The sequence below is a fragment of the Kribbella sp. NPDC050470 genome (assembly GCF_044458365.1).
Taxonomy (GTDB): domain Bacteria; phylum Actinomycetota; class Actinomycetes; order Propionibacteriales; family Kribbellaceae; genus Kribbella.
Map to the genome: position 1 here is coordinate 402,687 of NZ_JBITHV010000006.1, position 23,693 is coordinate 426,379.

Sequence of the window (23,693 nt, forward strand, 5' to 3'; positions counted from 1 at the left end):
GGTGAGCTATTTGCCGTCGGTGGTCTGGCGGTGCAGTCCGGCCGCCAGCACCACCGACAGCAGTACGGCGCAGGCGCTGGTCATCGCGACCAGCGCCTTCACCCCGGCCATGCCGGTGGCGAGGTCGGTGCCGAGGACGATCCCGGCGCCGATCGCGAGCACGACCAGGCCGATCCAGATCACCAGAGCGGCTCGCTTCTCCTGCTGTGCGATCGCGGCGTAGACGACCAGCTGCAGTACGGCGTACGCCGAGCCGGAGATCGCGAACAGCCAGGTGTACGGACCGAGTGACGCGTAGTCCTCCTTGCCGCCGATCACGGTCACGACCAGGTCCGGCAACAGCAGCGCGCCGAGCACCGTGCACACTCCCAGCCCGGCAACGGCTTGGATCGCCCGGCGCAGGCGGACCGTGTCGCCGGGGGAACTGGCGAGTGACGGGAACACGATGACGATCACGAACTGCGGCAGGAACAGGCACGCCTTCGCCACGATCACACCGGCCGCGTAGTACCCGCTGTGCCGGCCGTCCAGCAGTGCACGGGCAAACAGCACGTCCGCGTTGGCAATGGCGAAGAACGCGAGCAGCGTGTGCGTGCCGTGCACCGTCTCCCGCAGTACGTCCTTGACCAGCGCCGACGTACCGCCATGGGACCCACGCAGCAGGAAGCCTCCCAGCAGAGCCGGTACGGCGGCTCCCAGCGCAAGACCGATCATGGCTGCATCGAGGGACGGGTGGACGAGGAGCGCGCCGCCACCGAGCAGCAGCCGCCCGACGCCGACCGACGTATAGACGCCCGCGAGCTCGGTCCAACGTTGACTGCCTTGGAGTACGCCGAGCTGCGAACCCATCAGCGTTAGACAGCCGAGAGTGGGAGCGAGCAGCATGATCGCGACCACGGAGTCGATGTGAAGCAGCCAGACGAACAGCGGCGTGGCCAGCAGGCAGACGATCGTCAGTCCGAGCGCGGCCCGCCGGCCTGCCTTCAGCATCGCGTCGGCCAGTGCCTCGGCGCCCTCCCCGGTGTGTGTGGCCAGCTGGCGGGCGCCGGTGGCCTGCAGCCCGAGTGACGCGACGTTGCCGATCAGCAGCAGTCCGAGCAGTGCGGTGATGGCGCCGAACTGCTCCGGCACCAGCCGGTGGACGCAAATCAGGGTGAAACCGTAGGCGGCGACGTTCATGATGGCCATGCCGACGGCGACGACCGTCGCGCTGCGCAGGAAAGCGAGTCGCGGTGCCTTGGGCTCTTGCTCAGGGGTGGTCTCAGCGCTCATGCTCTACTGCCTTGTGAGAGAGCTACAGAGGGGAGAGGTGGTCATGTCAGAACGTGCCGTGCGCGTTCTGTCCTGGTTGTGGCCTGTCCTGCTCACCCTGTTGATCACTGCTCCGCTACTCGCTCCGGGCTACGTGGTCGGCTACGACATGGTGTTCGTACCGGACCTCACGGTACGACTTGACCTGTTCGGTGTCACAACGGCCATGCCCCGCGCGGTCCCGTCGGACGTGCTCGTCGCCGTACTGGACGAGGTGGTCGGTGGGCAGGTGCTGAACAAGATCGTGCTGGTCGCGATTCCCCTCCTGTCCGGGCTTGGCATGACCGCGCTGTGGCGGGAGCTCCGGCTCGGCGCCGCGTTGCCCGGTGCCGCGGCCGTGACCCTCTTCGTCTGGAACCCGTTCGTCGCCGAGCGCCTCCGCCTCGGCGCCTGGGCCCTCCTCCTCGGGTACGCCGCCTTGCCGTGGCTCGTGCGGTCCGCACTGCGACTGCGGAAGGGGAAGGGGTGGCCTGGCTTCATCCTCGCCTCGGCAGGCTGCGCGCTGACCGCGTCCGGGGGCATCGTCGGCCTGCTGGTCGCCGGGCTCATCCTGCTGTGGCCGGGGCGTCGCGTGGTCTGGCCGCTCGGCGCGGCGGTCTTGCTGAACGCTCCCTGGCTGGTGGCAGGTCTGGCGCACGGCGGTAGTGCCACAGCCGACCCTGCCTCGGTGACAGCCTTTGCGGCTCGCAACGAGGGCTACGGGGGAGCGCTGCCAACGCTGCTCACACTGGGCGGCGTCTGGAACGCAGACGTTGTCCCTGGCAACAGAGGCGACCTGCTGCCGGTCATCTTCGCGTTCATCATCCTGCTCCTGTCGATCGCAGGCGTCGTGCTCTGGTGGCGACAGGACCGCATCGTCGGCGCACTGGTCGTGGCTGCAGGCGTCTCCTTGCTGGTGGGCATGGCCGGCGTCGTCGCGCCGGGTGCCTTTGCAGACGTCGTTGCCAACGTCCCCGGAGCCGGTCTGTTCCGCGATGGTCAGCGCTACCTGGGTCCGCTGGTGTTGCTCGAGTCGATCGGCTTCGGTGTGGCGATCCATGCGTTGCTGCAGCGCGTCCCACTGCACCGGGTTGTCGGAGTGACCGCCGTACTGCTGCCGATCGCGGCGCTGCCCGCGCTGGCGGGCGGGGGCGGGCTCAAGGTGTCGCACTACCCGGCGGAGTGGGCGCGGGCGCAGCAGGCGCTGGACGGACCGTTCATCCCGTGGCCGTTCGAGTCCTACCGCGCACCGGTCTGGAACGACCGCCGTCCGGTGCTGGACCCGATGCCGCGGTACTTCGACCAACCTGCAGTCGTCCCCGACGAGCTCATCGTCTCCGGCCACCGCCTGGCCGGTGAGGACGCCCGCGCTGCCGCAGTGGCGACAGCAGTCCGTACGGCGATGCGCGACGGGACCGACCCGACACCGGCGCTCCTGCAGCAGGGCGTCGGCTGGCTCGTCTACGACCGGGACGCCGGCGGGGCGCCGCCGCGCGATTCGATCCCCGGACTGACCGAGGTCTACTCGGCGATGACCGTGAGCGTTTACCAGCTGGCCGGGACGCCCGTCCCACAACACGATCCGCCGTGGCGCACAGCCGTCGTACTGGCCGCCTGGGCGATCGCCGGAGCAACCCTGGCGGCTGCGCTGGCCGGTCTGGTGAACCGTCGATCCATGGTCTGGCGGAGTCGCTGAGCGGTTGTTACTCTTCGGTTCACTTATCGAGGAGGGGACACGCTTCATGGGATCACTGATCGGTGCGGCCATTGCCGTCTTCGCGGGCCTGGCAGTGGCTACGACCACGGTTGTCGGGGTCGTGCAGTCGGTGCAGGAAGACCCGCAGCCGCCGGCGGGACAGACGCAGGGGCAGGCTGACGTTCCGGTCGTGGGGTACGGCTCGAAGTAGTCAGCAGCCGATCGAAGGCCAGTGCGGTCGCACTCCAGGTGAAGTTGCCCGCACTGGCTGCCGCTCCCTCCGACAGCCGCTGCCGGAGCTGCGCGTTCTGCAGCAGCTCGATGATCGCCGCGGTGAACTCATTGGGCTCGTCCACCAGCACGCCCGACTCTCCGTCGTGCACCGACTCGGTCGGACCACCCGCACTCCGGTAGGCCACCGTCGGCACGCCGTGCCCGGCGGCCTCGCCGACCACCAGGCCCCAGCCCTCCTTGAGGCTTGGCAGCGCCTGGACCCACGCCTCGTCGTACGCCGCGTGTTTGTCGTCCTCGCTGACGTGACCGAGGAACTCGACGGCGTCCTGCAGTCCGCGCTCGGCGACGTACGCCTTCAGCGAGTCCTCCCACCAGCCCGAGCCAACCACGACCAGTCGTGCATCGGGCAGCACCTTACGGGCTTCCGCGATGGCGTCGACGGCGTGCTCGACCTGCTTGTGCGGCACCAGCCGGCCGACGCACACCACCGTCGGTACTGCGGCCTTGGGTCGCTGCCGTGGTGGCGCCGGATCGGTGCCGTTGTGGATCACGTCGATGCTCTGCACGCCAAGGCCCGCCAGCTCGTCGCGGGAGGCCGACGACACGGTGACGTAGCGGCAGTCGTCGTACAGGCGGGGTGCGGCGACCGACTCGAGCCACCAGCCCAGCCGGCCGCGCCAGCCCGGATACACGACCTGCCACTGCTCCTGGTGGACGTGGTGGACGAGGACGACGACGCCGGTACGACGTACGAGACGGGTAAAGAATGGGAGTCCGTTCTGCACGTCGATCACGTGGTCCGGGCGGCGGAGCCAGGCGTGCAGCATGCCCCGGAGGTACACCGTGACCTTGGTGCCGCGGTACAGGTACCGCACATCGTGGCGTCGCGACTCCCGTGGACTGCCCGGGTAGGCCGCGCACAGCACGGTCACTCGCCAGCCCAATGCCGCAAGGCCTCTCGCCACCTCCTCGACGTACCTCTCGGAACCCCCACCCTCCGGGTTGGTCGTGTCCCGCCAGTTCAGCAACAGCACGCTCTGCGCACGCACTCTGATAGCCCCACCCTCCGGCCTTTGCCCCCACCGTCAACCTCCCCCGAGCTAATGGGGCGGGACGTTACCAAGGAGTAACGATGTCCGCCAGACCTCGCGAGATCCGTTAATGTCCCGCCTGTGCCAGTGATGACGAACCCCACAGCGAGCAGCGCGTGGACAGCCGACCTCGGTCGCGCCGTCCGGCTGTTCCGGGCGTTCGGTGTCGAGCAGACGGATCCGGATCTCTTCTACGGAACGCTGGCCGCAGATTCCGTCGGGCAGCTCAGCCAGTACGTCGACCTGCGCGACTCGCTGATGCTGGACGTCGGTGGTGGTCCCGGGTACTTCGCCGACGCGTTCCGGAAGGCTGGAGCGACGTACTACGCGATCGACTCCGACCTGGGTGAGCTGAGCGGGCGCGGTGAGCCCGAGCCGGGCACTGTGCTCGGCAGCGGTATGGCATTGCCGGTCGCCGACGGGTCGGTCGACGTCTGCTTCTCGTCGAACGTGCTGGAGCACGTGCCCGACCCGTGGCTGATGGCCGACGAGATGGTCCGGGTCACCAAGCCGGGCGGCACGGTCTTCCTGTCGTACACCGGCTGGTGGGGACCGCACGGCGGCCACGAGACCGCGCCGTGGCACTTCCTCGGCGGACATCGAGCCGCCCGTCGCTACGAGCGGATCCAGGGCCACCCGCCGAAGAACCGCTTCGGTGAGTCGCTCTACCCGATCACCGTCGCCGGCGGCCTGCGCTGGGCCCGCGCCTGCAGGGAAGCGGACCTGGTCGCCGCAGTGCCGCGGTACCACCCGCGCTGGGCGTACGGCGTCCTGAAGCTGCCCGGAGTGCGTGAAGTAGTGACCTGGAACCTCGTCCTGGTGCTCCGGCGGCGATGAAGAGGCTGAAGGCAGGCAGCACTGAGCAGGTGGTCTGGCGGGCGCGACTCGTCCTGGGCTGCCTGGTTCTGATTGCCCTGTGCTTCCACCAGGCGCCCGGCAAGATCGTCCCGGACACCAAGCTCGACCTCACCGCCGGTCCTGGCGGCTTCCTGGCTCGCTCGCTGCACCTGTGGGACCCGCAGGGCGCCTTCGGACAGCTGCAGAACCAGGCGTACGGCTACCTGCTGCCGATGGGGCCGTTCCACTGGCTGCTGGACTCGCTGTCGGTGCCCGACTGGGTGACGCAGCGACTGTGGTGGTCCGTCGTTCTCTGCGTCGCGTTCCTCGGCGTGTGGAAGCTCTGCAACGCCTTCGATTACGGCGTGCCCTGGACTCGCTTCGCCGCCGCGCTGCTGTACGCACTGAGCCCGCGCATGCTCGGCGAAGTCTCGATCACCTCGATCGAGGTGTGGCCGATGGCGATGGCGCCATGGGTGCTGCTGCCGCTGGTGACACCGCGGGCGCGCTCGGGCTGGTGGCGGGTCGGCTGGTCCGCAGTGGCGTTCGCGCTGGTCGGCGGAGTGAACGCGGTCGCGACAGGTGCGACGCTCGTACTGCCTGCGCTCTGGTTGATCACCCGGCGCCTGGATCGGTCGACGTTGAAGGTCGCGGTCGGCTGGCTGGGCTGTGTGGCCGCCGTGTCGGTCTGGTGGCTCGTTCCGCTCGTGCTGCTCGGCCGGTACAGCCCGCCGTTCCTGGACTGGATCGAGGACGCCGCCGTGACGACCGGCACGGCGAGCGTCTTCGAGTCCTTCCGCGGTACGTCGCAGTGGCTCAACTTCCTGACCGGCTCGGGTGGACCGAGCTGGCCGGCCGGCTGGCTCTACGTCACCCAGCCGATGCTGATCCTCACGACCGCGATCATCGCGCTGCTGGGCCTCGTCGGCCTGGCGATGGGGTCGCTGAAGCACCGCGGCTTCCTGAAGCTCTCGTTCGTCGTCGGACTCGTGCTGGTGACACTCGGCCACGCCGGCGCCGCCGGCTCGCCACTGGCGCCGCAGCTGCACGATCTCCTCGACGGACCGCTCGCCGCACTCCGCAACACGCACAAGTTCGAGCTCGTCGTCCGGCTGCCGCTGGCCCTCGCAGCCGCACACGCGATGAGCAAGCTGGCGGTGTGGGCGACCGCTCGCGGACTGCACCGCCGGGTCGTGCCGGTGTTGGTCGGATGCGTGATCGTGTCGGTCGCAGCGCCGGCGATCTTCGGTCAGCTGCCCAGACGCGAGGGGTACGACGCGATCCCCGCACACTGGCGTCAAGCCGCGACCTGGCTCGACAGCCAGACGACGAGCGGCAGCGTCCTCGTCGTACCGGCGGCGTCGTTTGCCGACTTCACCTGGGGGTCGACCAAGGACGAGCCGTTCCAGGCGTTGCTGAAGCGACCGATGGCCGTGCGGGACGCCGTACCGCTGGGGTCTGCCGGTGCGACGCGGTGGCTGGACGAGGTGGAGCGGCGACTCGGCACGGGCGTCGGCGACCAGACCCTGCGGCAGGCACTGACCCGTGCCGGGGTTCGGTACGTCGTCGTACGCAACGATCTCCGGTACGACGCCCAGGTGACGCCGACTGTCGCCGTCCACGAGAGCCTGGACGAGTCCGGCCTCAAACGGGTGGCGCACTTCGGCCCGGCGACGGGCAGCACCATCGAGCAGCCCGGCGTGACGCTGGACGGACACACCCGACTGCCATATCCGGCTGTGGAGATCTACGACGTCGGCGACACGAGTGCAGCCCGGCTGATCCCGCAGTCGCAGCTCGTGGAGGTCCGTGGCGCCGCCGAAGACGTGCCCACCGCACTGACCGCGCTTGGTGGCGACCGCGACGCCGTGACCACGTCCGACGCGGCTGGGAAGCTGACTGGACTGCCGCTGATCCAGACCGACGGCATGCAGCGCCGCGAGGTGTCTGTCGGTCGTCCGGCGGAGAACTACTCGCCTGTCCTCACCGCGTCGGAGGCCGGTCGCCAAGGTCGCCGCACCCTCGGGTACGACGTCAGCCCGGCAGCACCGAGTACGACGCGCACGTGGGCCGGCGGCTTGGTCGACGTACGGGCATCGTCGTCGGCGGCAGACGCGACCGCCACGCTGCGCACCGGGCCCGGCAACGGACCTGCCGCGGCCGTCGACGGGGATCCGTCGAGTCGCTGGATCTCCGGCACCTTCGGGCGCAGCAGTGGGGAGTGGCTGGAGCTGACGTTCGCGTCGCCGCGGGAGGTGGACGGGCTGAAGGTCCAGTTCTCGCTGGCACCGCCGACCACCGAGCCGGTCCGGACACTCCAGGTGGAGACCGACGCGGGCTCGCTGACTTCGGTGGTGACCGGGTCGCGTGAACCGCAGAACATCCCGGTGCCGCAAGGCAAGACCCAGCGACTGCGGCTCAGTGTCGGCATCACAGACGGCAAGAACCCGAACGGGGTCTCCATCGCGGAGGTGAGCCTGCCCGGGATGCTCCCGGTCAGCCGGCTGGAGGTGCCGTCCGAGAGCCGTCAGCCGAGCGCTCTGGTGTTCAGGAACCAGCAGATCGGCCGGTCCGCCTGTCTGCACGTGGCCACGCGCCCGCTGTGCCGGCAGAGCGTCGCCAAGGACTCCGAGGAGCCGACAGGTATCCAGCGGAGCGTGGAGCTGCCGAAGGGCGCGTCGTACCAGCTGCGCGGGACCGCACTGCCCAAGGATGGTGCGGCGCTGGAAGGCCTGCTGGCCGTTCCAGGAGCCATCATGGCCTCTGCCTCGTCGCGTGCCGTCACGGCGCCGGAGGGGAGGCCAGGTGCCGCAGTGGACCGTGACCTCGGCACGGGTTGGGTCGCGGACGCTTCGGACGCTCGGCCGTCGCTGACCTTGAAGTTGCCGGTGGCACGGAAGCTGAGCGGTCTGCAGTTCCTCACCGATCCCTACCTGACCGCGTCGCAGCCTTCCGAGGTGATGATCCGGGTGGACGGCGGCCCGTCGGCCCTGGCCAAGGTCGACGGGGAGGGCTATCTGCGGTTCGCCGCTCGGACCGCTCGGACCATCCAGCTGACCTTCACCAGCACCAGACCGCTGGTCGACTTCGACTCCGCGACCGGCTTTGCGAACAACGCACCGGTGGGCGTGGCAGAGGTCCGGGTGCTCGGCGCCGACGACCTGCGGAAGGAGCTCGACCTCGACGCCCAGACCGGCGCGTTCTGCGGTTACGGGCCTGGTGTGCGAGTGGACGGCGTACCTGCGGACACGCAGGTGAAGGCGACCGTGCGGGACGTGCTGCAACAGCGACCGGTGACCTTTACGACGTGCGGCAAGGACAGCACGGTCGCACTGCCGGCCGGCCGGCACGACGTCGACGTGCTCGCCGGCGGTGGCTTCGTGCCGATCGAGACGACCTGGTCCCGGGCGGGCTTCGGCAACGTGTCGAAGTCGCCCGTGCAGGCCGTGGACGTGTGGCGAGCCGACCCGGCCGAGCTGACCGTCGAGGTGCCGGCTGCCGAGGAGCCGTCGGTGCTGACCATCGCGCAGAACTACAACGAGGGCTGGGTGGCGTACGACGGCAGTGGGCGCAAGCTCACGCCCATCCGGGTCGGCGGCTGGCAGCAGGGCTGGGTGTTGCCGGAAGGGCTCGAGCAGGTCGTCACTGCACGGTTCATGCCCGACCGCACCTACCGGGCCGGCCTGCTGGTCGGACTGCTCGCACTGCTGTCGGTGCTCGCGATGGCGGCGTTCTTCCGGCGCCGGTCTCGGCACTCCGGGCACCGGCTGCGTGAAGGTCGCTACATCGGGCCGTGGGCGGCTGGGGCGGTCGGGCTCGTCGCAGGCGCGTTCATCTCCGGCTGGATCGGCGTGGTGGCTGTCCTCGTCGCAGCAGCCTGCACATGGTTCCTGTCCGGCCGGCGAGTGATCGCTGTCGCTGCCGGTGTGGTCCTGGTCGGGACGCTGATCGCTGCGGTTCAGCCCTGGCCGGACGGGGGAGCGGGAGTCACTTCCGCAGTCGTCCAGGCGTCGGTCTTGGTCGGCTGTGCGCTGGTGCTGTTGTCCCGGCCGACCGGTGAGACGTCGTAGCCCTTGTCACGCCGGCCGAGTCGCATGATCGGGCGTTCCATCCCGTAGTAGCTCGCGGCCGCGACGGCAGCGGACACCACCAATGTCGGGAAGAACAGCAGCGCGAACTTCCCGCTGAACAAGGTGTAGTCGCTGACCTGCTCCACGACGCTCAGCACGATCACGTGGTACGCGAAGACGCCGTACGAGATGTCGCCGGCGATGTGACCGACCCGGCCGCCCAGGACCCGGGCAGTCCGCGCTGTCGGGTTCAGTGCCGGGAAAAGGACGCAGGCCGCGACCCCTGTGTAGAGGATGCTCTTCACGAAGGCCTGGCCGGGTGTTGGGGCCGACAGGTTGTACGGGCCGGCCATCGGGGACGCGGCGATCACCAGTAGCGCGACAGCGACGCCCCAGATCGTGCCGGGGATCTTGGTGAGGGTGTCCAACGCGGACGGCCCGAGCCGCCCGCTGCTGCGCGCGACCTGCCACAGCGCGAACCCCATGCCGACTGCGAACCAGCCGACGTACCCGGGCAGCCAGAGGCCCGCACGCGCGTGGTCGGTCGTGTTGACCCCGGCCATCCACACCGGACCGAGCAGGGTGAACGCACCCAGTACGGCGAGCCGCCAGCGGACACTGCGTCGAGTGGGACGCTCGTACCCGGTCAGGAACTTCGCCAGCACCGGCAGCAGCAGGTAGAACGCGACCTCGGTCGCCAGGCTCCACATCTGCGTGAGCCCGTCGGCCGCGATGCCGTCGAAGTAGATCTGGGTGAGCGTGGCGTGCTGGAGGTACGTCGTCCACGCCACGCCGTCCTTGTGCGGTACGACGAGTGCAGCGAGCAGCACGGCGACCCAGAGCGCCGGCAGGATCCGGAGTGCGCGGTTGCGCAGGTACGGCAAGGTCAGCGGCGGCAGCGTGCCCTCGAACCACGCCACCACGTGCGGCCGGTACAGCAGGAACCCGGAGATCGCGAAGAAGATCGCGACCCCGACATCGAGCCGCGCGAGCAGCCCGGCGAACGGGCCGTTCAGCGAGGCGCCGCTGTGAAACCCGACGTGCGTCGTCAGCACCGCGAGCGCCCCGATCGCACGCAGCCCGTCCAGCGCCGGGAATCTCTGTCTCATCTGGGCAGTCCGATCTCGAGGTTCTCCACGCACAGGTTCGTCGCGGGATCGGAGGAGCGTAGCCGAACCTTCGTGGCGGTGATCCGCCGCGACGGACCGAAGTACATGCTGCCGACCCCCGCGGTCCACTGCGCGGCCGGCAGCGCCGCTACGGTGCCCGTGGCGTCGATCAGCTCGACGGTCACGGCGTTCTCCCGGTTCGAGAAGTACGCCGCCTTGACGAACCAGCTCGCGGTCGCGATCTCGTTCTGCGTCGGCGTCAACGGGATGGTGAGCGGTTCGGTGCCGCGGACCAGCAGGTTGCAGAACGGGTTGCTGCGCGATGCCGGGTCGGCGCGCGACCACACCACGAACTGGGCAGGCCGAAGCTTCCCGGTGTCATCCACCAGCAATGGCTCGCTGCCCGGCTGCTGCAACCGGAACGGGATCCGCGCCATCCGCAGCACCTGCGACAACCGGTTGTCCTTCATGAGCGCGGTGCCGATCGGATGCGGCATGGGTGTGTCCCACAGGTTCACGTTCGGGCCGGCCCGGTCGAGGTCGGCGGTGACGTTCGCAAAGTACGGCTTCGCCGGATTCGCCGCCCATGTCCTGGCAAAGCCGGCATCGGACACCACGACTCCGACCAGCAACGCGCCCAACGCCAGGACCGGCACGAGACGGGGGAGTCGCAGTGCCTTGGCGCTCAGGACGACGGCCAGCGTCAACGGGATCGAGAGATCGGACCAGTAGTGGTAGTGCACCGTGAAGACAGTCCCGAAGACCGAGAACCGCCCGTAGGACACGAGCACCACAGTGACGAGCACATAGCCGAGAACGGCCGCCCACAGCAGCAGCGCTCGCCGGTCGTGCCGCCAGGCAGCCAGCAGGAGTACGGCGGCCATCAGCCCGCCAACCACGAGCGCCCCGACGCCCGGATCGGCGAAGCTGAACGGCTGCCCGCTCTCGGCCCACGTCCAGGGCCCACCGGCCAGTGCGGACAACGGCACCTTGAAGCCGCGTGCGGTGAGCTCCAGCAACTGCCCGGCGGGGATCCGGCCGCGGGACGGGCTGCCGTGGGTTAGGTAGAGGGTGCCGAAGGCAACCACGGCTGCGGTGAGCGCGGCTGCGAACGGCCAGGTACGGCGGAGCCAGCGACGGATCGGCTCCTCGCGGAGATAGAGCGCGAGGGCGACGACCGTGAGCAGGATCAGCGCGGATTTCTCCCAGCAGGCAAGGGAGATGAGCAGGGCCAGTGGGCCGTAGACGAGGGCCCGGCGGCGGCCGTCGTACCAGTCGATGGTTGCGTGTAGCAACAGCAAGCCGAAGACGTGCGCGGACAGGTTGTTCACACCGCTCGACAGCGACATGAACGACGGCATGCTCAGTGGCGTGATCGCGTAGATCAGGGTGCCGGCGACGACCCACCAGGTCGGGCCGAGGATCCGGAGCAGCAGGCGGCCGAGCAGGAAGATCGCGACGGCCTGCATCAGCACCCGCCAGGCGACGGTCAGGTCGTGGTTCAGCGGCGCGACCTCGGCGAAGACCGCGTAGACGAAGCGCAGGCCCGGCGCGATGTGGTCGTTGACCGGCGTGAGCAACTCGGCGGGCGCGAACCCGCGGCTGCCCTGGACCAGGAACTCGAGGTCGTCGCTCAGCCACGAACCCCGGCGCGCGAGCAGCCCGAGGACCGCCGCCTGGACGACGGCGATCGCGACGACGACGGCCTTGAGCACCGATGTCTCGGGCGCTGTCGGCAGGCCGGTGATCCCCCTCATGCGGCGCGACTATATGACAGTTCGAAATTCCCTCGCGCACCATCTGTTCAAGTTGGCTACCCGCTGGTAGCGTCCCGCGGACAGACCGGGAGGGGAAGCAGTGGGGACTCGTAGTCGAGCGACGATGATCGGGCTCGGGGTGTTCTTCGTGGGCGTGGCCGCGCTGGCCAGGTTCTACGCGTATCCGGCGCTCGCGGTGGCGCCGGCGGACCAGGTCGCGCACACGGTGTCGGCCGGGCCGGACGCGACCATCTTCAGCATCGCGGAGCTGAAGGAGAAGTCGGGCGTCGAGTTGGAGGCCCGCCGGACCGTCCGCGGTGACGTGGTCGCCGCCGACAAGATCAGCAAGGCGCTGGACCGCAAGGTCGTTGTGTTCGACACCGCCGTGGTGACGGACGACTCCAAGGACTACCAGTTCCCCGACGACGCCTCGAAGACCGCGGAGCTGCCGCTGAGCTTCGTGCAGGAGCGGGTCGTGCTGGACGCGCACACCGGTGAGGCGGTGCCCTGGAACCCGTCGGGTGACGACAACAGCGGCGAGTACATCGCCACCACGATCGAGAAGGCCGACCGGCTCCGGCCGGACCCGAACAGCCCGCTGTTCAAGGGGCACGAGGGCCTGGTGCTGAAGTTCCCGTTCGGCACCGAGAAGACGACCTACCAGTTCTGGGACAGCACGCTGCGCAAGGCGTTCCCGATCCACTACAAGAAGACCGACACGCTCAAGGGCCTGAAGGTGTACGTCTTCGAGCAGGACGTGCCCAAGCAGGAGGTCGCGCTGGCGAAGCCGCTGCTGGTGCCGGGCAACCTGGTCGATGAGCCGGGCCGCGACTCGGTCGAGGTGCAGCGCACGTACAAGAACACCCGGACGCTGTGGGTCGAGCCGATCACCGGCGCGATCATCAAGGGCCGCGAGCAGCAGCAGGCCACCATCGCCTACAACGGCGAGGACAAGCTGACCGCGACCCAGGTGTCGATCGAGTACGACGACGCGACCGTGACGAAGAACGTGGAGGGCGCGGTCGAGAACGGCGTCTCCGAGGGCGGCTACCAGTCGAAGGCGTTCCAGCTGAACCTGATCGGCTTCTGGGTGCCGCTGGTGTCGCTGATCCTCGGACTACTGCTGCTCGCGGCAGTCGCGTTCTTCCAGCTGCGGCCGCGCTCAGAGCCGGTGGGCGGACCAGATGGCGGTGCCGGGGACTAACGGGCCGCGGTCGGGCCCCCAGCCACCCCAGACCAGGTCGTGGCCGGCGGGCCACTCCGGCTCCAGCAGGTCGTCGACGACGAAGCCGGCGGTCGTCAGCGCGCGGATCCAGTCGCCGGTCGTCCGGTGGTGCTCGGCGTAGATCGGCGTCCCGGCGTCGTCGACCTCGACGTACGGCGTGCGGTCGAAGTAGGAGTGAGTGATGCGCAGGCCGGACGGCGACGGGTCGTCCGGCATGGTCCAGCGGAACGGGTGGGTCACCGAGAACACCAGCAGCCCACCCGGCTTGAGCGTCCTGGCGATCTCGCGCAGCGCGGTGGTCGCGTCGGCCACGAACGGCAGGGCTCCGAAGGCCGAGCAGACGATGTCGAAGGTGGCGTCCCGGTAGGGCAGGGCCGTCGCGTCCGCGGCGACGGTCCGTACGGCGGTGCCGGTCCGGGCATCGAGTTGCCGGGCGATCCGGAGTTGCTCGAGCGAGATGTCGAAGGCGACCACGTCGGCGCCCTGCCCGACGAGCCAGCGCGAGCACTGGGCGCCGCCGCAGCCGACTTCGAGGATCCGCTTGTTCCGCACCGGGCCGAGCAGCCGGGCGTGCTCCTCGTCGACACCCTCCGGGCACCAGACGAAGCGGTCGTCGCCGAGGAACTCGCCATGCTCCGCGAGGTACTCCTTCGCCGCGGAGTCCCAGTAGGTGCGGCTGGCTCGTGAGGTCTGGGACTCGGTCAGCTCAACTCTGCGCGGCTCGGCCACCCGGTCAGATTACGCGTCCAGCCGAGAGTATTGGCAGGATCTTCGGCATGAGTGACTTCGTGGCCAGTGCGGTGCCGTTGACGGGTGGGTACGGCGGCCAGACGTATGCGGTCAGCGCGGCGGGGGAGGACGCCGTACTGAAGCTGTACGTGAAGGACCCGGAGCGGGCGACCGTCGACGCGGCGCTGCTTCAGCTCGTGCGGGGGCTGCTGCCGGTGCCGCGGATTCTGGACGCGAAGCGGGAGGGGTCGCCGGAGGATCCGCCGTACGTGCTGACCGAGCGGCTGCCGGGGGTCAACCTGCAGCTCTTCCTCGAGACGGCGGACGCCGAGGACCGGGCGCGGGTGGGCGAGCAACTGGGCGAGCTGCTGGTCCGGCTGAGCGGGATGCCGTTTGTGACCTTCGGGATGTTCCGCGGCGGCCAGCTGGCCGTGGAGCCGTTCGGGTCCGGCGACCTGGAGGCGTACTTCGAGAGCTTCGATCTCGGGTTCAGCCAGCAGCAGGTCGCCGGCTTCCGGAAGGTCCTCGAGTACGCCGGTGACGTGCTGGCCGACGGGGTCGACCGGGTGTGCCTGGTGCACAGCGACTTCAACCCGAAGAACCTGCTGGTGGACCCGGCAACCGTGCGGATCACCGGGCTGATCGACTGGGAGTTCGCGCACGCCGGGTCGCCGTACACGGATCTGGGAAACCTTTTCCGGTTCTGTCAGGACCCGGTGCTCGCCGGGGCCGTGCTGAGCGTGGTCCGAGGGAGCGAGCTGGACCTCGGTGAGCCGCTGGTGGACCTCGGCCGGGCGGCAGATCTGTGGGCGCTGCTGGAGCTCGCCGGGCGGTCGATGGAGCACGAGATCGCAGCGGCTGCGCACGAGCTGGTTGCTCGGATGGCGGACACGGGTACGCTCGCCGGAGGACGACCCGCCCTGGACGACGTACATTGAGATGAGTGGCACGTCGGGACACCTCGGCGGGCGGCCGGTAGGACCGGGTGCCCCAGGTTGTGCTGCCTTCGTCAAGACCGGTATTCTGTGATGTGCGCTATGGGCCCGCGCGACCTCGGACGGAGCAGGCTCGTGCTCGCAGCAGCTCGGTGGTGAATCTGTGCTCTTCAGGCAATCCAGCGGTTTGGTGCGATCCAACGGTTCATGACGCAACCGCACGACACCACCAGTCCACGGAGCAACCCACCACATGACGGCCAGCATCGAGGCACCTCTCGACCCCGCAGTGCGCAACACCCCGCAGGTAGCGGTCAATGACATCGGGTCGGAGGAAGACTTCCTCGCGGCGATCGATCAGACCATCAAGTACTTCAACGACGGCGACATCGTCGAGGGCACCATCGTCAAGGTCGACCGGGACGAGGTCCTGCTCGACATCGGTTACAAGACCGAAGGCGTCATCCCCTCCCGCGAGCTGTCGATCAAGCACGACGTCGACCCGAACGAGGTCGTCAACGTCGGCGACCACGTCGAGGCCCTCGTTCTCCAGAAGGAGGACAAGGAAGGCCGTCTGATCCTCTCCAAGAAGCGCGCCCAGTACGAGAAGGCCTGGGGCACGATCGAGAAGATCAAGGAAGAGGACGGCGTCGTCACCGGAACCGTCATCGAGGTCGTCAAGGGTGGTCTCATCCTGGACATCGGCCTGCGCGGCTTCCTGCCGGCGTCGCTCGTCGAGATGCGCCGGGTCCGCGACCTCCAGCCGTACGTCGGCCAGGAGATCGAGGCCAAGATCATCGAGCTGGACAAGAACCGCAACAACGTGGTCCTGTCCCGCCGGGCGTGGCTGGAGCAGACGCAGTCCGAGGTGCGGATGAACTTCCTCACCCAGCTGCAGAAGGGCCAGATCCGCAAGGGTGTCGTGTCCTCGATCGTCAACTTCGGCGCGTTCGTGGACCTCGGCGGCGTCGACGGCCTGGTGCACGTGTCGGAGCTGTCCTGGAAGCACATCGACCACCCGACCGAGGTCGTCGAGGTCGGCCAGGAGGTCACCGTCGAGGTGCTGGACGTCGACATGGACCGCGAGCGCGTCTCGCTGTCGCTGAAGGCGACCCAGGAAGACCCGTGGCAGCAGTTCGCCCGGACCCACCAGATGGGCCAGATCGTGCCCGGCAAGGTCACCAAGCTGGTTCCGTTCGGTGCGTTCGTCCGCGTGGAGGAGGGCATCGAGGGTCTGGTGCACATCTCCGAGCTGGCCGAGCGGCACGTCGAGATCCCGGAGCAGGTCGTCCAGGTCAACGACGACGTCATGGTCAAGATCATCGACATCGACCTGGAGCGGCGCCGGATCTCGCTGTCGCTCAAGCAGGCCAACGAGGGTGTCGACCCGGTCTCGGACGACTTCGACCCGACGCTGTACGGCATGACCGCGACGTACGACGAGCAGGGCAACTACGTCTACCCCGAGGGCTTCGACCCGGAGACCGGCGAGTGGCTCGAGGGCTTCGACAAGCAGCGTGAGGAGTGGGAGCGGCAGTACGCCGAGGCCCACGCGCGCTGGGAGGCCCACAAGAAGCAGATCGAGGAGGCCAAGACGGCCGACGTCGAGGCCGGCGAGGCGTCGACGTACTCCTCCGCCGCGGCTCCGAAGGACGACGCTCCCGTCGAGGGTGCGCTCGCTTCCGACGAGGCGCTGCAGGCGCTCCGCGAGAAGCTGACCGGCCAGGGCTGAGCCTGACGACAGGCTGACCAGGTCAAAGCAAGGCCCGAGACCCCCGCACCCCCGTACTGGGTGCGGGGGTCTCGCACGTCGATAGGGTGTTGCCTGTGCTGAGAGTGGGACTGACCGGTGGGATCGGGTCCGGGAAGAGTGCGGTGTCGGCGCGGTTGGCGGCGCGTGGGGCGGTGGTGATCGACTCCGACATACTGGCGCGCGAGGTGGTCGCCAAGGGCACCGACGGGCTGACCGAGGTGGTCGAGGTGTTCGGCGACGGCGTACTCACTCCGGAAGGTGAGCTGGACCGGCCGGCGGTGGGGCGGATCGTGTTCGGCGACGAGGCGGCCCGGCGGAAGCTGGAGGCGATCATCCACCCGCGGGTCCGATCCCGGGCGGCCGAGATCGAGGCGGCCGCGCCGGCTGGTGCCGTGGTGGTGCACGACATCCCGCTGCTGGTCGAGACCGGTCAGGCCGGCAAGTTCGACGTACTGCTGATCGTCGACGTGCCGGTCGAGGTGCAGGTCGAGCGGCTCACCGCGCAGCGCGGGATGACTGAAGCGGAAGCGAAGCAGCGGATCGCCAGCCAGGCTTCGCGGGAGCAGCGGCTGGCCGTGGCCGACGTCGTCGTTGACAACTCAGGCACTCTCGAGGACCTGGACCGGCGGGTCGGCGAGGTGTGGGAAGAGTTACAGAGCCGCGCGAACTGATTCAGGGCACGGTCCGGACACGAAACCGTGACCCCTGCGCGGTAAATGATGAATCCTGGCCGGCCTGTACGAGAATCTGTCCCGGTCCGGCCCAGGTGACTGGGCCGCGAGCACCGCCGGCGCGCCCCGCGCCGGTGCGGACGTCCGAGGTTGGGAGGATGGCGTGGTCTGTCCGCGCTGCAACTCAGACGTCCCCGAGGTGTCGCACTTCTGCCACCACTGTGGCAACGACGTGCGCTCCGGGGACGCCGAGCGGAAGAAGGCGTACGCCGCCAGGCCGGATGAGCCGGTGGCGTCGTTCCGGCTGGTCTCCACGATCATGCCGCAGGGCTCGGGCAAACAGCCCTACACCTACAAGGTCGCGCTGGGCATCGCGCTGCTGCTGACCGTGATCACGGCCGCGCTCGGTGCGCTGCCGGTCGCGATCATGGTGGCCGCCTTCTCCATCCCGATCGTCTACATCCTCTACCTGTACGACGTGAACCTCTGGGAGGACGAGCCGATCCCGGTCGTCGCGGCCGCGTTCGTGTTGACCGGTGTGCTGGCCGCGGTCTTCACGTGGCTGTGGTCGGACAAGCTCGCGCTGTCGATCGACACCATCGGCGGCACCGAGGCCGGCCCGGCCGCGCGGGACCTGCTGATCCTGCTCCTGCTGGTGCCGGTCGTGTCGGAGCTCATCCGGCAGGTCGGCCCGCTCTACCTGGCCTCGCGGCCGCGGTACGACGACCTGATGGACGGCTTCACGTTCGGCGTGGTGGCCGGTGTCGGGTTCGCCTGCTTCGAGACCCTGGTGCTGCACTGGGGCTGGATCAGCGGCGGGTTCGCCGGGCCGGGCAGCAGCGCCGGCACCTGGATCTCGATCGTGGTGCTGCACGGGTTCATCAAGCCGCTGATCTACGGGTCCGCGACCGGCCTCGCCGCCGCCGAGTTCTCCGGCCTGGGCGAGGGGTACGACGGGTTCACGCCGCGCTGGGTGGCCGGAGTCATCCAGGCGATCCTGGTCAACGCGCTGTTCCAGGGCGGGGTCTACCTGCTCGGGTTCGTCGGCGGCCACGGCTCGACGGTCGGCTCGATCCTCGGCGTGCTCTGGGGCCTGCTGCTGCTCGGCGCGCTGATCATCCGGGTTCGCTCGGTGCTGCACAAGGGCCTGCTCGAGGCGGCGCTGGAGGCGGCCGCGCGCGGTGGTTCCAACCACGCGTCGGGCGACCTGGCGTTCTGCTCGCGCTGTGAGATGCCGCTGCTGCCGCACTCCGACTTCTGCTCCGCCTGTGGCAACTCGGTGCGATCCGTGCCGAAGTCCGCCCGCGGAGTGGCAGCGCCGGCTGCAGCAGGTGGGTACGAGGCGACGACCGGGGAGACGCAGGCATGAGCAACCAGCAACCGCCCTACGGGCAGGGCGGCCAGGGGCAGCAGCCGTACGGCGGGCAGCCGGGCTACGGACAGCCCGGGCAGCCGCAGCCTGGTTACGGTCAGCCGGGTCAGCAGCCTGGTTACGGTCAGCCGGGTCAGCAGCCCGGTCAGCAGCAGCCTGGGTACGGGCGGCCGCAGCAGGCTCCGCCGGGCTACGGTCAGCCGGGTCAGCCGCCGTACCAGGGCCAGCAGCCGGGGCAGCAGCCCGGTGGGCAGCCTGGTGGTCCGCAGTACCCCGGCCAGCAGCAGTACCCGGGTCAGCAACAGCAGTACCCGGGCCAGCAGGGCTACCCGCAGCAGCAGGGGTACGGCCAGCAACAGCAGCAATGGGGTCAGTACGGCGGTCAGCCTCCGCGTGGCAAGGGTGGTGGCAACAAGATCCTGTACCTGGCCGGCGGCGCACTCGCCGTCGTCGCGGTGATCGGTGTCGTCCTGGCGCTGATCTTCGGCGGCGGCGACAAGGAGGAGGCGGCCCCGAACCCGGAGCCGACCACCACCAACACCGGGAACCCGTCGCCATCGCCCGAGCCGACCAACACCGACGAGGGCCTCGAGGTCGGCGAGGGCGTCTACGTGAAGCCGCAGCCGGGCTACATCCGCAAAAGCCTGGACAACTTCAAGGGCGTCTACCTGCTCAAGCAGGGCGAGGCGTACTTCATGGTGAACGTGATCAAGGCCGAGGGTGAGACCACGGCGACGGTGCTGCCGCAGCTGCTGAAGGCCGAGACCAAGGGCCTGTCGAACGTCAAGACGAACTCGCCGCGGGAGACCAAGCCGGGCGAGAACGACAAGACCCCGGTCAAGGTCGTCACCACGCAGAGCTACTCGGCGGTGTCGACCACCCAGAACGGCAGCCTGCAGGTGGTCGGGTTCGTCGGCGTCGTCGAGCGCGAGGACGGCGTGATCACCCTGATCCGGGTGTACGCGCGCAAGGACAAGGTCGCGACCGCCGAGGCCGACACCACCAAGATGCTGCAGTCGGTGGTCAAGAGCCAGTGAACGGCAAGCGCGACAGGGGTTCCGGCGGGGGCAACCCCTGGGTCAACCAGCCGGGACCCGACACGGACGAGGCGGCAGCTGCGAAGGAGCCGGAGCTGCCGCCGTCGCCGTGGGACCTCGAAGTACCTCCGCCACCCAGTCCGTGGACGGACACGCCGGGGCCCGGGCCCGGCCCGGCCACGGAGACCAGCTCCGCGTGGGGCGAGAAGGTCGGACCGCCCTCGCTGCGCCGGCCGCCGCCAGAGAAGAAGGGCACGCGGATCCCGCCGCTGCTGCTCCCGATCGGCGCTGGACTGATCGTCGTCGTGCTGGTCGCGGTTGCGCTGGTGCTGCTGTCCGGTGGTGGTGACGACACCGCCGAGCAGCCGCCGACGCCGGCTCCGACGGTCAGCACGCCGGTGACGTCGTACGCGCCGCCGGCCAATGCGCTCCAGGTCGGCTTCGGCGTGTCCGTCGTACCGGTGGAGGGCTGGAGCCTGCTGGCGAAGGAGACGCAGGGCAAGGAGCTCGTCACGTACGCGCCGAACGGCGAGCCGCGGGCGTTCTTCTGGGTCCGGCAGAAGCAGAACGTGACGGCGCAGGCGTACCTGCTGGCGATCGTCGAGGGCGAGACCGAGAACGAGATCGCCCAGCTCGGGAACACCCGGAACCTGCCGTGCCCGAAGGACGTCTTGGAGGAGTGCGTCGCGATGAGCTACACCTCCACCGCCAAGGACAAGACCGGCGCGGACGTCAAGGTGCAGGGCTACGTCGAGGTGTACCGGCGCAAGGACAACGTGGCCACCGCCCTGGACTTCCGCACCAGGGTCGACTTCGCCCAGAAGGCCGAGGCAGACGCCGAAACCATGAAGAAGTCGGTGCTCGACAGCCTCTGATGACCACATCGATGACACACCGCGAGGACGATCTATGAGTCAGCAGTACGGGCCGCCCCCGGGACCGCCACCCGCCCCCTCGGCCGGCGGCTGGGGCCAGGCCCCCAACGCCGGCGGTCCCGGTGGACCTCCGGCCGGCGGGTGGGGGACCGGGCCGCAGCGGCCGCAGCAGCGGAAGTCGAACCGGTCGCAGCTGATCATCATCGGCGGCGCGGTGCTGGCCGTCGTCCTGGTCGCGGTCGGCGTGGTCCTGCTGGTGACCGGCGGGGACGACGAGACGCCGGTCGCGGAGCAGACGCCGAACCCGGTCGGCACCATGTACACGCCCCCGACGCCGACCAAGCCGGTCGACACGCCCGGTCCGAACGACAAGGGCGTGCAGGTCGGTTGGGGCGTGTGGTTCACCCCGGCCAAGGGCTGGCTGCCGGACTGGGACAAGTCGAAGAGTGGAAAGAACTACATCCTGCAGCAGTTCAACCGGCGCGGCCTGATCGACGGGTACTACTGGGTCCGGCAGACAGAGCTGTACGACGCCAAGGGGTTCGCCGAGCACCTGGTCGACATCGAGTCGAACAACATGAAGAACGTCCGGATCGGCGCGGGGGTCGTCTGCAAGCCCGCCAACGAGGCGATCAAGGCGTGCTACGCGCTGTCGTACTCCGCCTACGTGCCGACGTCGAGCGGCAAACTGATCCCCTTCAAGGGCTTCGTCACCGCCTACCAGGACAAGTTCGACCGCGTCACCGCCACCGACGCCGGCCTCGAGGCCACCGTCTACAAGCGCCGGGTCAACGAACTCATCTACATGAACAACACCCTGGTCAAGAGCTTCTGACCGGCGCCTGACCTGGGGTTCTTAGAAACTGTCGGCGGCGCGCCGTACGGTGGGGGGCATGAGACAGGTCTCGGATCTCCAGCGGATGGTCGCGCCGCTCAAGGTCGTGTCGGATTTCGAGCCGGCGGGCGACCAGCCGACCGCGATCGCGGACCTCGAGCGCCGGATCAACTCCGGCGAGCAGGACGTCGTCCTGCTGGGCGCCACCGGCACCGGCAAGACGGCCACCATCGCCTGGCTGGCCGAGCGGATCCAGCGGCCGATGCTGATCCTGCAGCCGAACAAGACCCTCGCCGCCCAGTTCGCGAACGAGCTTCGGCACTTCTTCCCGGCCAACGCCGTCGAGTACTTCGTCTCCTACTACGACTACTACCAGCCGGAGGCGTACGTCCCGCAGACGGACACCTACATCGAGAAGGACTCCTCGATCAACGAGGAGGTCGAGCGACTGCGGCACTCGGCGACCTGGTCGCTGCTCACCCGCCGCGACGTGGTCGTGGTCGCGACCGTCTCCTGTATCTACGGCCTGGGCTCCGCCGACGAGTACCTGAACCGGATGATCCACGTGAAGGTCGGCACCGAGATGGACCGCGACGGGCTCCTGCGCAAGCTCGTCGGGGTGCAGTACGCGCGCAACGACCTGGCCGGCACCCGCGGCACGTTCCGGGTCCGCGGCGACACGCTCGAGGTGTTCCCGGTGTACCAGGAGCTCGCCGTCCGGGTGGAGTTCTTCGGTGACGAGATCGAGCGCGTGATGACGCTGCACCCGCTGACCGGCGAGGTGCTGAGCGAAGAGGACGAGGTCTACATCGGCGCCGCGACGCACTACGTGACCGCGCCGGAGCGGATGGAGCGCGCGATCACCTCGATCGAGGCGGAGCTGGCCGACCGGCTGGCGGAGCTCGAGCGCGGCGGACAGTTGCTGGAGGCTCAGCGGCTGCGGATGCGGACGACGTACGACATCGAGATGATGCGCCAGATCGGCACCTGCTCGGGCATCGAGAACTACTCCCGCCACACCGACGGCCGCGAGCCGGGTACGGCGCCGCACTGCCTGCTGGACTACTTCCCGGAGGACTTCCTGCTCGTCATCGACGAGTCGCACGTGACCGTCCCTCAGATCGGCGGGATGTACGAGGGCGACATGTCCCGGAAGCGGACGCTGGTCGAGCACGGGTTCCGGCTGCCGTCGGCGATGGACAACCGGCCGCTGCGCTGGGAGGAGTTCCTGGAGCGGATCGGCCAGACCGTCTACCTGTCCGCCACCCCTGGGCAGTACGAGCAGGACAAGTCCGACGGGTTCGTCGAGCAGATCATCCGGCCGACCGGCCTGGTCGACCCCGAGGTGATCGTGAAGCCGACCAAGGGCCAGATCGACGACCTGATCCACGAGATCCGGATCCGGGTCGAGCGGAACGAGCGGGTCCTGGTCACCACGCTGACCAAGAAGATGTCCGAGGACCTGACCGACTACCTGCTCGAGATGGGCATCCGGACCAGGTACCTGCACTCCGAGGTCGACACGCTCCGCCGCGTCGAGCTGCTCCGCGAGCTCCGCATGGGGGAGTACGACGTACTCGTCGGCATCAACCTGCTCCGGGAGGGCCTCGACCTGCCGGAGGTGTCGCTGGTCGCGATCCTGGACGCCGACAAGGAGGGCTTCCTGCGATCCGGCCGGTCGCTGATCCAGACCATCGGCCGTGCGGCGCGTAACGTGTCCGGCCAGGTGTTCATGTACGCCGACAAGATCACCCCGTCGATGGAGCAGGCGATCGACGAGACGAACCGGCGCCGCGCCAAGCAGATGGCCTACAACAAGGAAGCCGGGATCGACCCGCAGCCGCTGCGGAAGAAGATCGCCGACATCACCGACATGCTGGCCCGCGAGGACGCGGACACCGCCGAGCTGCTTGGCTCCGGCCGGACGCAGTCGCGCGGCAAGGCGCCGGTCCCGGGTGGCGGCAAGGCAAAGGCGGGCGAGAAGGCGAAGGAACTGGCCGGCGGCCTCCCGTCGTCGGACCTGGCCGACCTGATCCAGCAGCTGACCGACCAGATGCACAACGCCGCCGCCGAGCTCCAGTTCGAGGTAGCAGCCCGCTACCGCGACGAGATCTCCGAACTGAAGAAAGAACTCCGCCAAATGACCGCCGCCGGCGCCAAGTAGCCGGGCCAGTCGG

Annotated in this window: 17 protein-coding genes and 1 pseudogene; 13 read left to right on the top strand and 5 right to left on the bottom strand. The window is 69.0% G+C overall.

Features of this window, described 5'->3' with window-relative positions; translation table 11 throughout:
* Positions 1–6: 6 nt before the first annotated feature.
* Entirely contained in the window at positions 7–1,272 is a 1,266-nt protein-coding gene (locus tag ACIBGM_RS20015; RefSeq protein ID WP_396386392.1) for a polysaccharide biosynthesis protein, read from the bottom strand.
* Positions 1,273–1,315: 43 nt separating this feature from the next.
* Here ACIBGM_RS20015 and ACIBGM_RS20020 point away from each other — a divergent pair, with 43 nt between their 5' ends.
* Positions 1,316–2,986, top strand: a complete 1,671-nt coding sequence (locus ACIBGM_RS20020) for a hypothetical protein (RefSeq protein ID WP_396386393.1) — start codon at positions 1,316–1,318, stop codon at positions 2,984–2,986.
* A 46-nt stretch (positions 2,987–3,032) separates the two neighbouring features.
* Positions 3,033–3,131: pseudogene (locus ACIBGM_RS20025) on the top strand (DUF2613 family protein); the annotation flags it as partial.
* Here the strand turns inward: ACIBGM_RS20025 and ACIBGM_RS20030 are convergent.
* Positions 3,085–4,269, bottom strand: coding sequence for a glycosyltransferase family 4 protein (locus ACIBGM_RS20030; RefSeq protein WP_396386394.1), 1,185 nt, complete (start codon positions 4,267–4,269; stop codon positions 3,085–3,087). The pseudogene ACIBGM_RS20025 and the gene ACIBGM_RS20030 sit on opposite strands and share 47 nt — an antisense overlap.
* Positions 4,270–4,401: 132 nt before the next feature.
* On the opposite strand from ACIBGM_RS20030, the gene ACIBGM_RS20035 reads away from it, so the two are divergent.
* Positions 4,402–5,148 carry a class I SAM-dependent methyltransferase gene (locus ACIBGM_RS20035; protein WP_396386506.1) on the top strand — a complete coding sequence of 249 codons (747 nt, stop codon included), beginning with the start codon at positions 4,402–4,404 and terminating at the stop codon, positions 5,146–5,148.
* A complete protein-coding gene (locus tag ACIBGM_RS20040; protein ID WP_396386395.1) occupies positions 5,145–9,218 on the top strand; it encodes an alpha-(1->3)-arabinofuranosyltransferase in 4,074 nt (1,357 codons plus the stop codon). The genes ACIBGM_RS20035 and ACIBGM_RS20040 overlap by 4 nt, the downstream gene beginning before the upstream one ends.
* Here ACIBGM_RS20040 and ACIBGM_RS20045 read toward each other — a convergent pair.
* A complete protein-coding gene (locus ACIBGM_RS20045) occupies positions 9,107–10,327 on the bottom strand; it encodes an acyltransferase family protein (RefSeq protein WP_396386396.1) in 1,221 nt (406 codons plus the stop codon). The two genes, ACIBGM_RS20040 and ACIBGM_RS20045, sit on opposite strands and share 112 nt — an antisense overlap.
* On the bottom strand, positions 10,324–12,084 hold the full coding sequence (locus tag ACIBGM_RS20050) for a hypothetical protein (protein ID WP_396386397.1): 1,761 nt from the start codon (positions 12,082–12,084) through the stop codon (positions 10,324–10,326). The genes ACIBGM_RS20045 and ACIBGM_RS20050 overlap by 4 nt, the downstream gene beginning before the upstream one ends.
* A 124-nt stretch (positions 12,085–12,208) precedes the next feature.
* Here ACIBGM_RS20050 and ACIBGM_RS20055 point away from each other — a divergent pair, with 124 nt between their 5' ends.
* Positions 12,209–13,288: a DUF3068 domain-containing protein gene (locus ACIBGM_RS20055; protein ID WP_396386398.1), complete on the top strand. Its 1,080-nt coding sequence runs from the start codon at positions 12,209–12,211 to the stop codon at positions 13,286–13,288.
* On the opposite strand, the gene ACIBGM_RS20060 is transcribed toward ACIBGM_RS20055, so the two are convergent.
* On the bottom strand, positions 13,247–14,038 hold the full coding sequence (locus ACIBGM_RS20060) for a class I SAM-dependent methyltransferase (protein ID WP_396386399.1): 792 nt from the start codon (positions 14,036–14,038) through the stop codon (positions 13,247–13,249). The genes ACIBGM_RS20055 and ACIBGM_RS20060 overlap by 42 nt on opposite strands.
* Before the next feature lie 47 nt (positions 14,039–14,085).
* Between ACIBGM_RS20060 and ACIBGM_RS20065 the strand changes: the two genes are divergently transcribed.
* The 8 genes from ACIBGM_RS20065 to uvrB all read left to right on the top strand — a co-directional run bounded on the left by ACIBGM_RS20065 (position 14,086) and on the right by uvrB (position 23,680).
* On the top strand, positions 14,086–14,976 hold the full coding sequence (locus tag ACIBGM_RS20065; protein ID WP_396386400.1) for a phosphotransferase family protein: 891 nt from the start codon (positions 14,086–14,088) through the stop codon (positions 14,974–14,976).
* A gap of 250 nt (positions 14,977–15,226) precedes the next feature.
* Positions 15,227–16,705 carry a 30S ribosomal protein S1 gene (gene rpsA, locus ACIBGM_RS20070; RefSeq protein ID WP_360535636.1) on the top strand — a complete coding sequence of 493 codons (1,479 nt, stop codon included), beginning with the start codon at positions 15,227–15,229 and terminating at the stop codon, positions 16,703–16,705.
* A gap of 95 nt (positions 16,706–16,800) precedes the next feature.
* On the top strand, positions 16,801–17,397 hold the full coding sequence (gene coaE / locus ACIBGM_RS20075; RefSeq protein ID WP_396386401.1) for a dephospho-CoA kinase: 597 nt from the start codon (positions 16,801–16,803) through the stop codon (positions 17,395–17,397).
* Between the two features lie 163 nt (positions 17,398–17,560).
* Positions 17,561–18,766, top strand: a complete 1,206-nt coding sequence (locus ACIBGM_RS20080; RefSeq protein WP_396386402.1) for a PrsW family intramembrane metalloprotease — start codon at positions 17,561–17,563, stop codon at positions 18,764–18,766.
* On the top strand, positions 18,763–19,806 hold the full coding sequence (locus ACIBGM_RS20085) for a hypothetical protein (RefSeq protein WP_396386403.1): 1,044 nt from the start codon (positions 18,763–18,765) through the stop codon (positions 19,804–19,806). Before ACIBGM_RS20080 ends, ACIBGM_RS20085 begins: the two co-directional genes overlap by 4 nt.
* Positions 19,803–20,681, top strand: a complete 879-nt coding sequence (locus ACIBGM_RS20090) for a hypothetical protein (RefSeq protein WP_396386404.1) — start codon at positions 19,803–19,805, stop codon at positions 20,679–20,681. The genes ACIBGM_RS20085 and ACIBGM_RS20090 overlap by 4 nt, the downstream gene beginning before the upstream one ends.
* A gap of 34 nt (positions 20,682–20,715) precedes the next feature.
* Complete coding sequence (locus ACIBGM_RS20095; protein WP_360535626.1) at positions 20,716–21,516, top strand: hypothetical protein; 801 nt, start codon at positions 20,716–20,718, stop codon at positions 21,514–21,516.
* A 58-nt stretch (positions 21,517–21,574) separates the two neighbouring features.
* A complete protein-coding gene (uvrB, locus tag ACIBGM_RS20100) occupies positions 21,575–23,680 on the top strand; it encodes an excinuclease ABC subunit UvrB (protein ID WP_360535623.1) in 2,106 nt (701 codons plus the stop codon).
* The last annotated feature ends 13 nt before the right edge of the window (positions 23,681–23,693 follow it).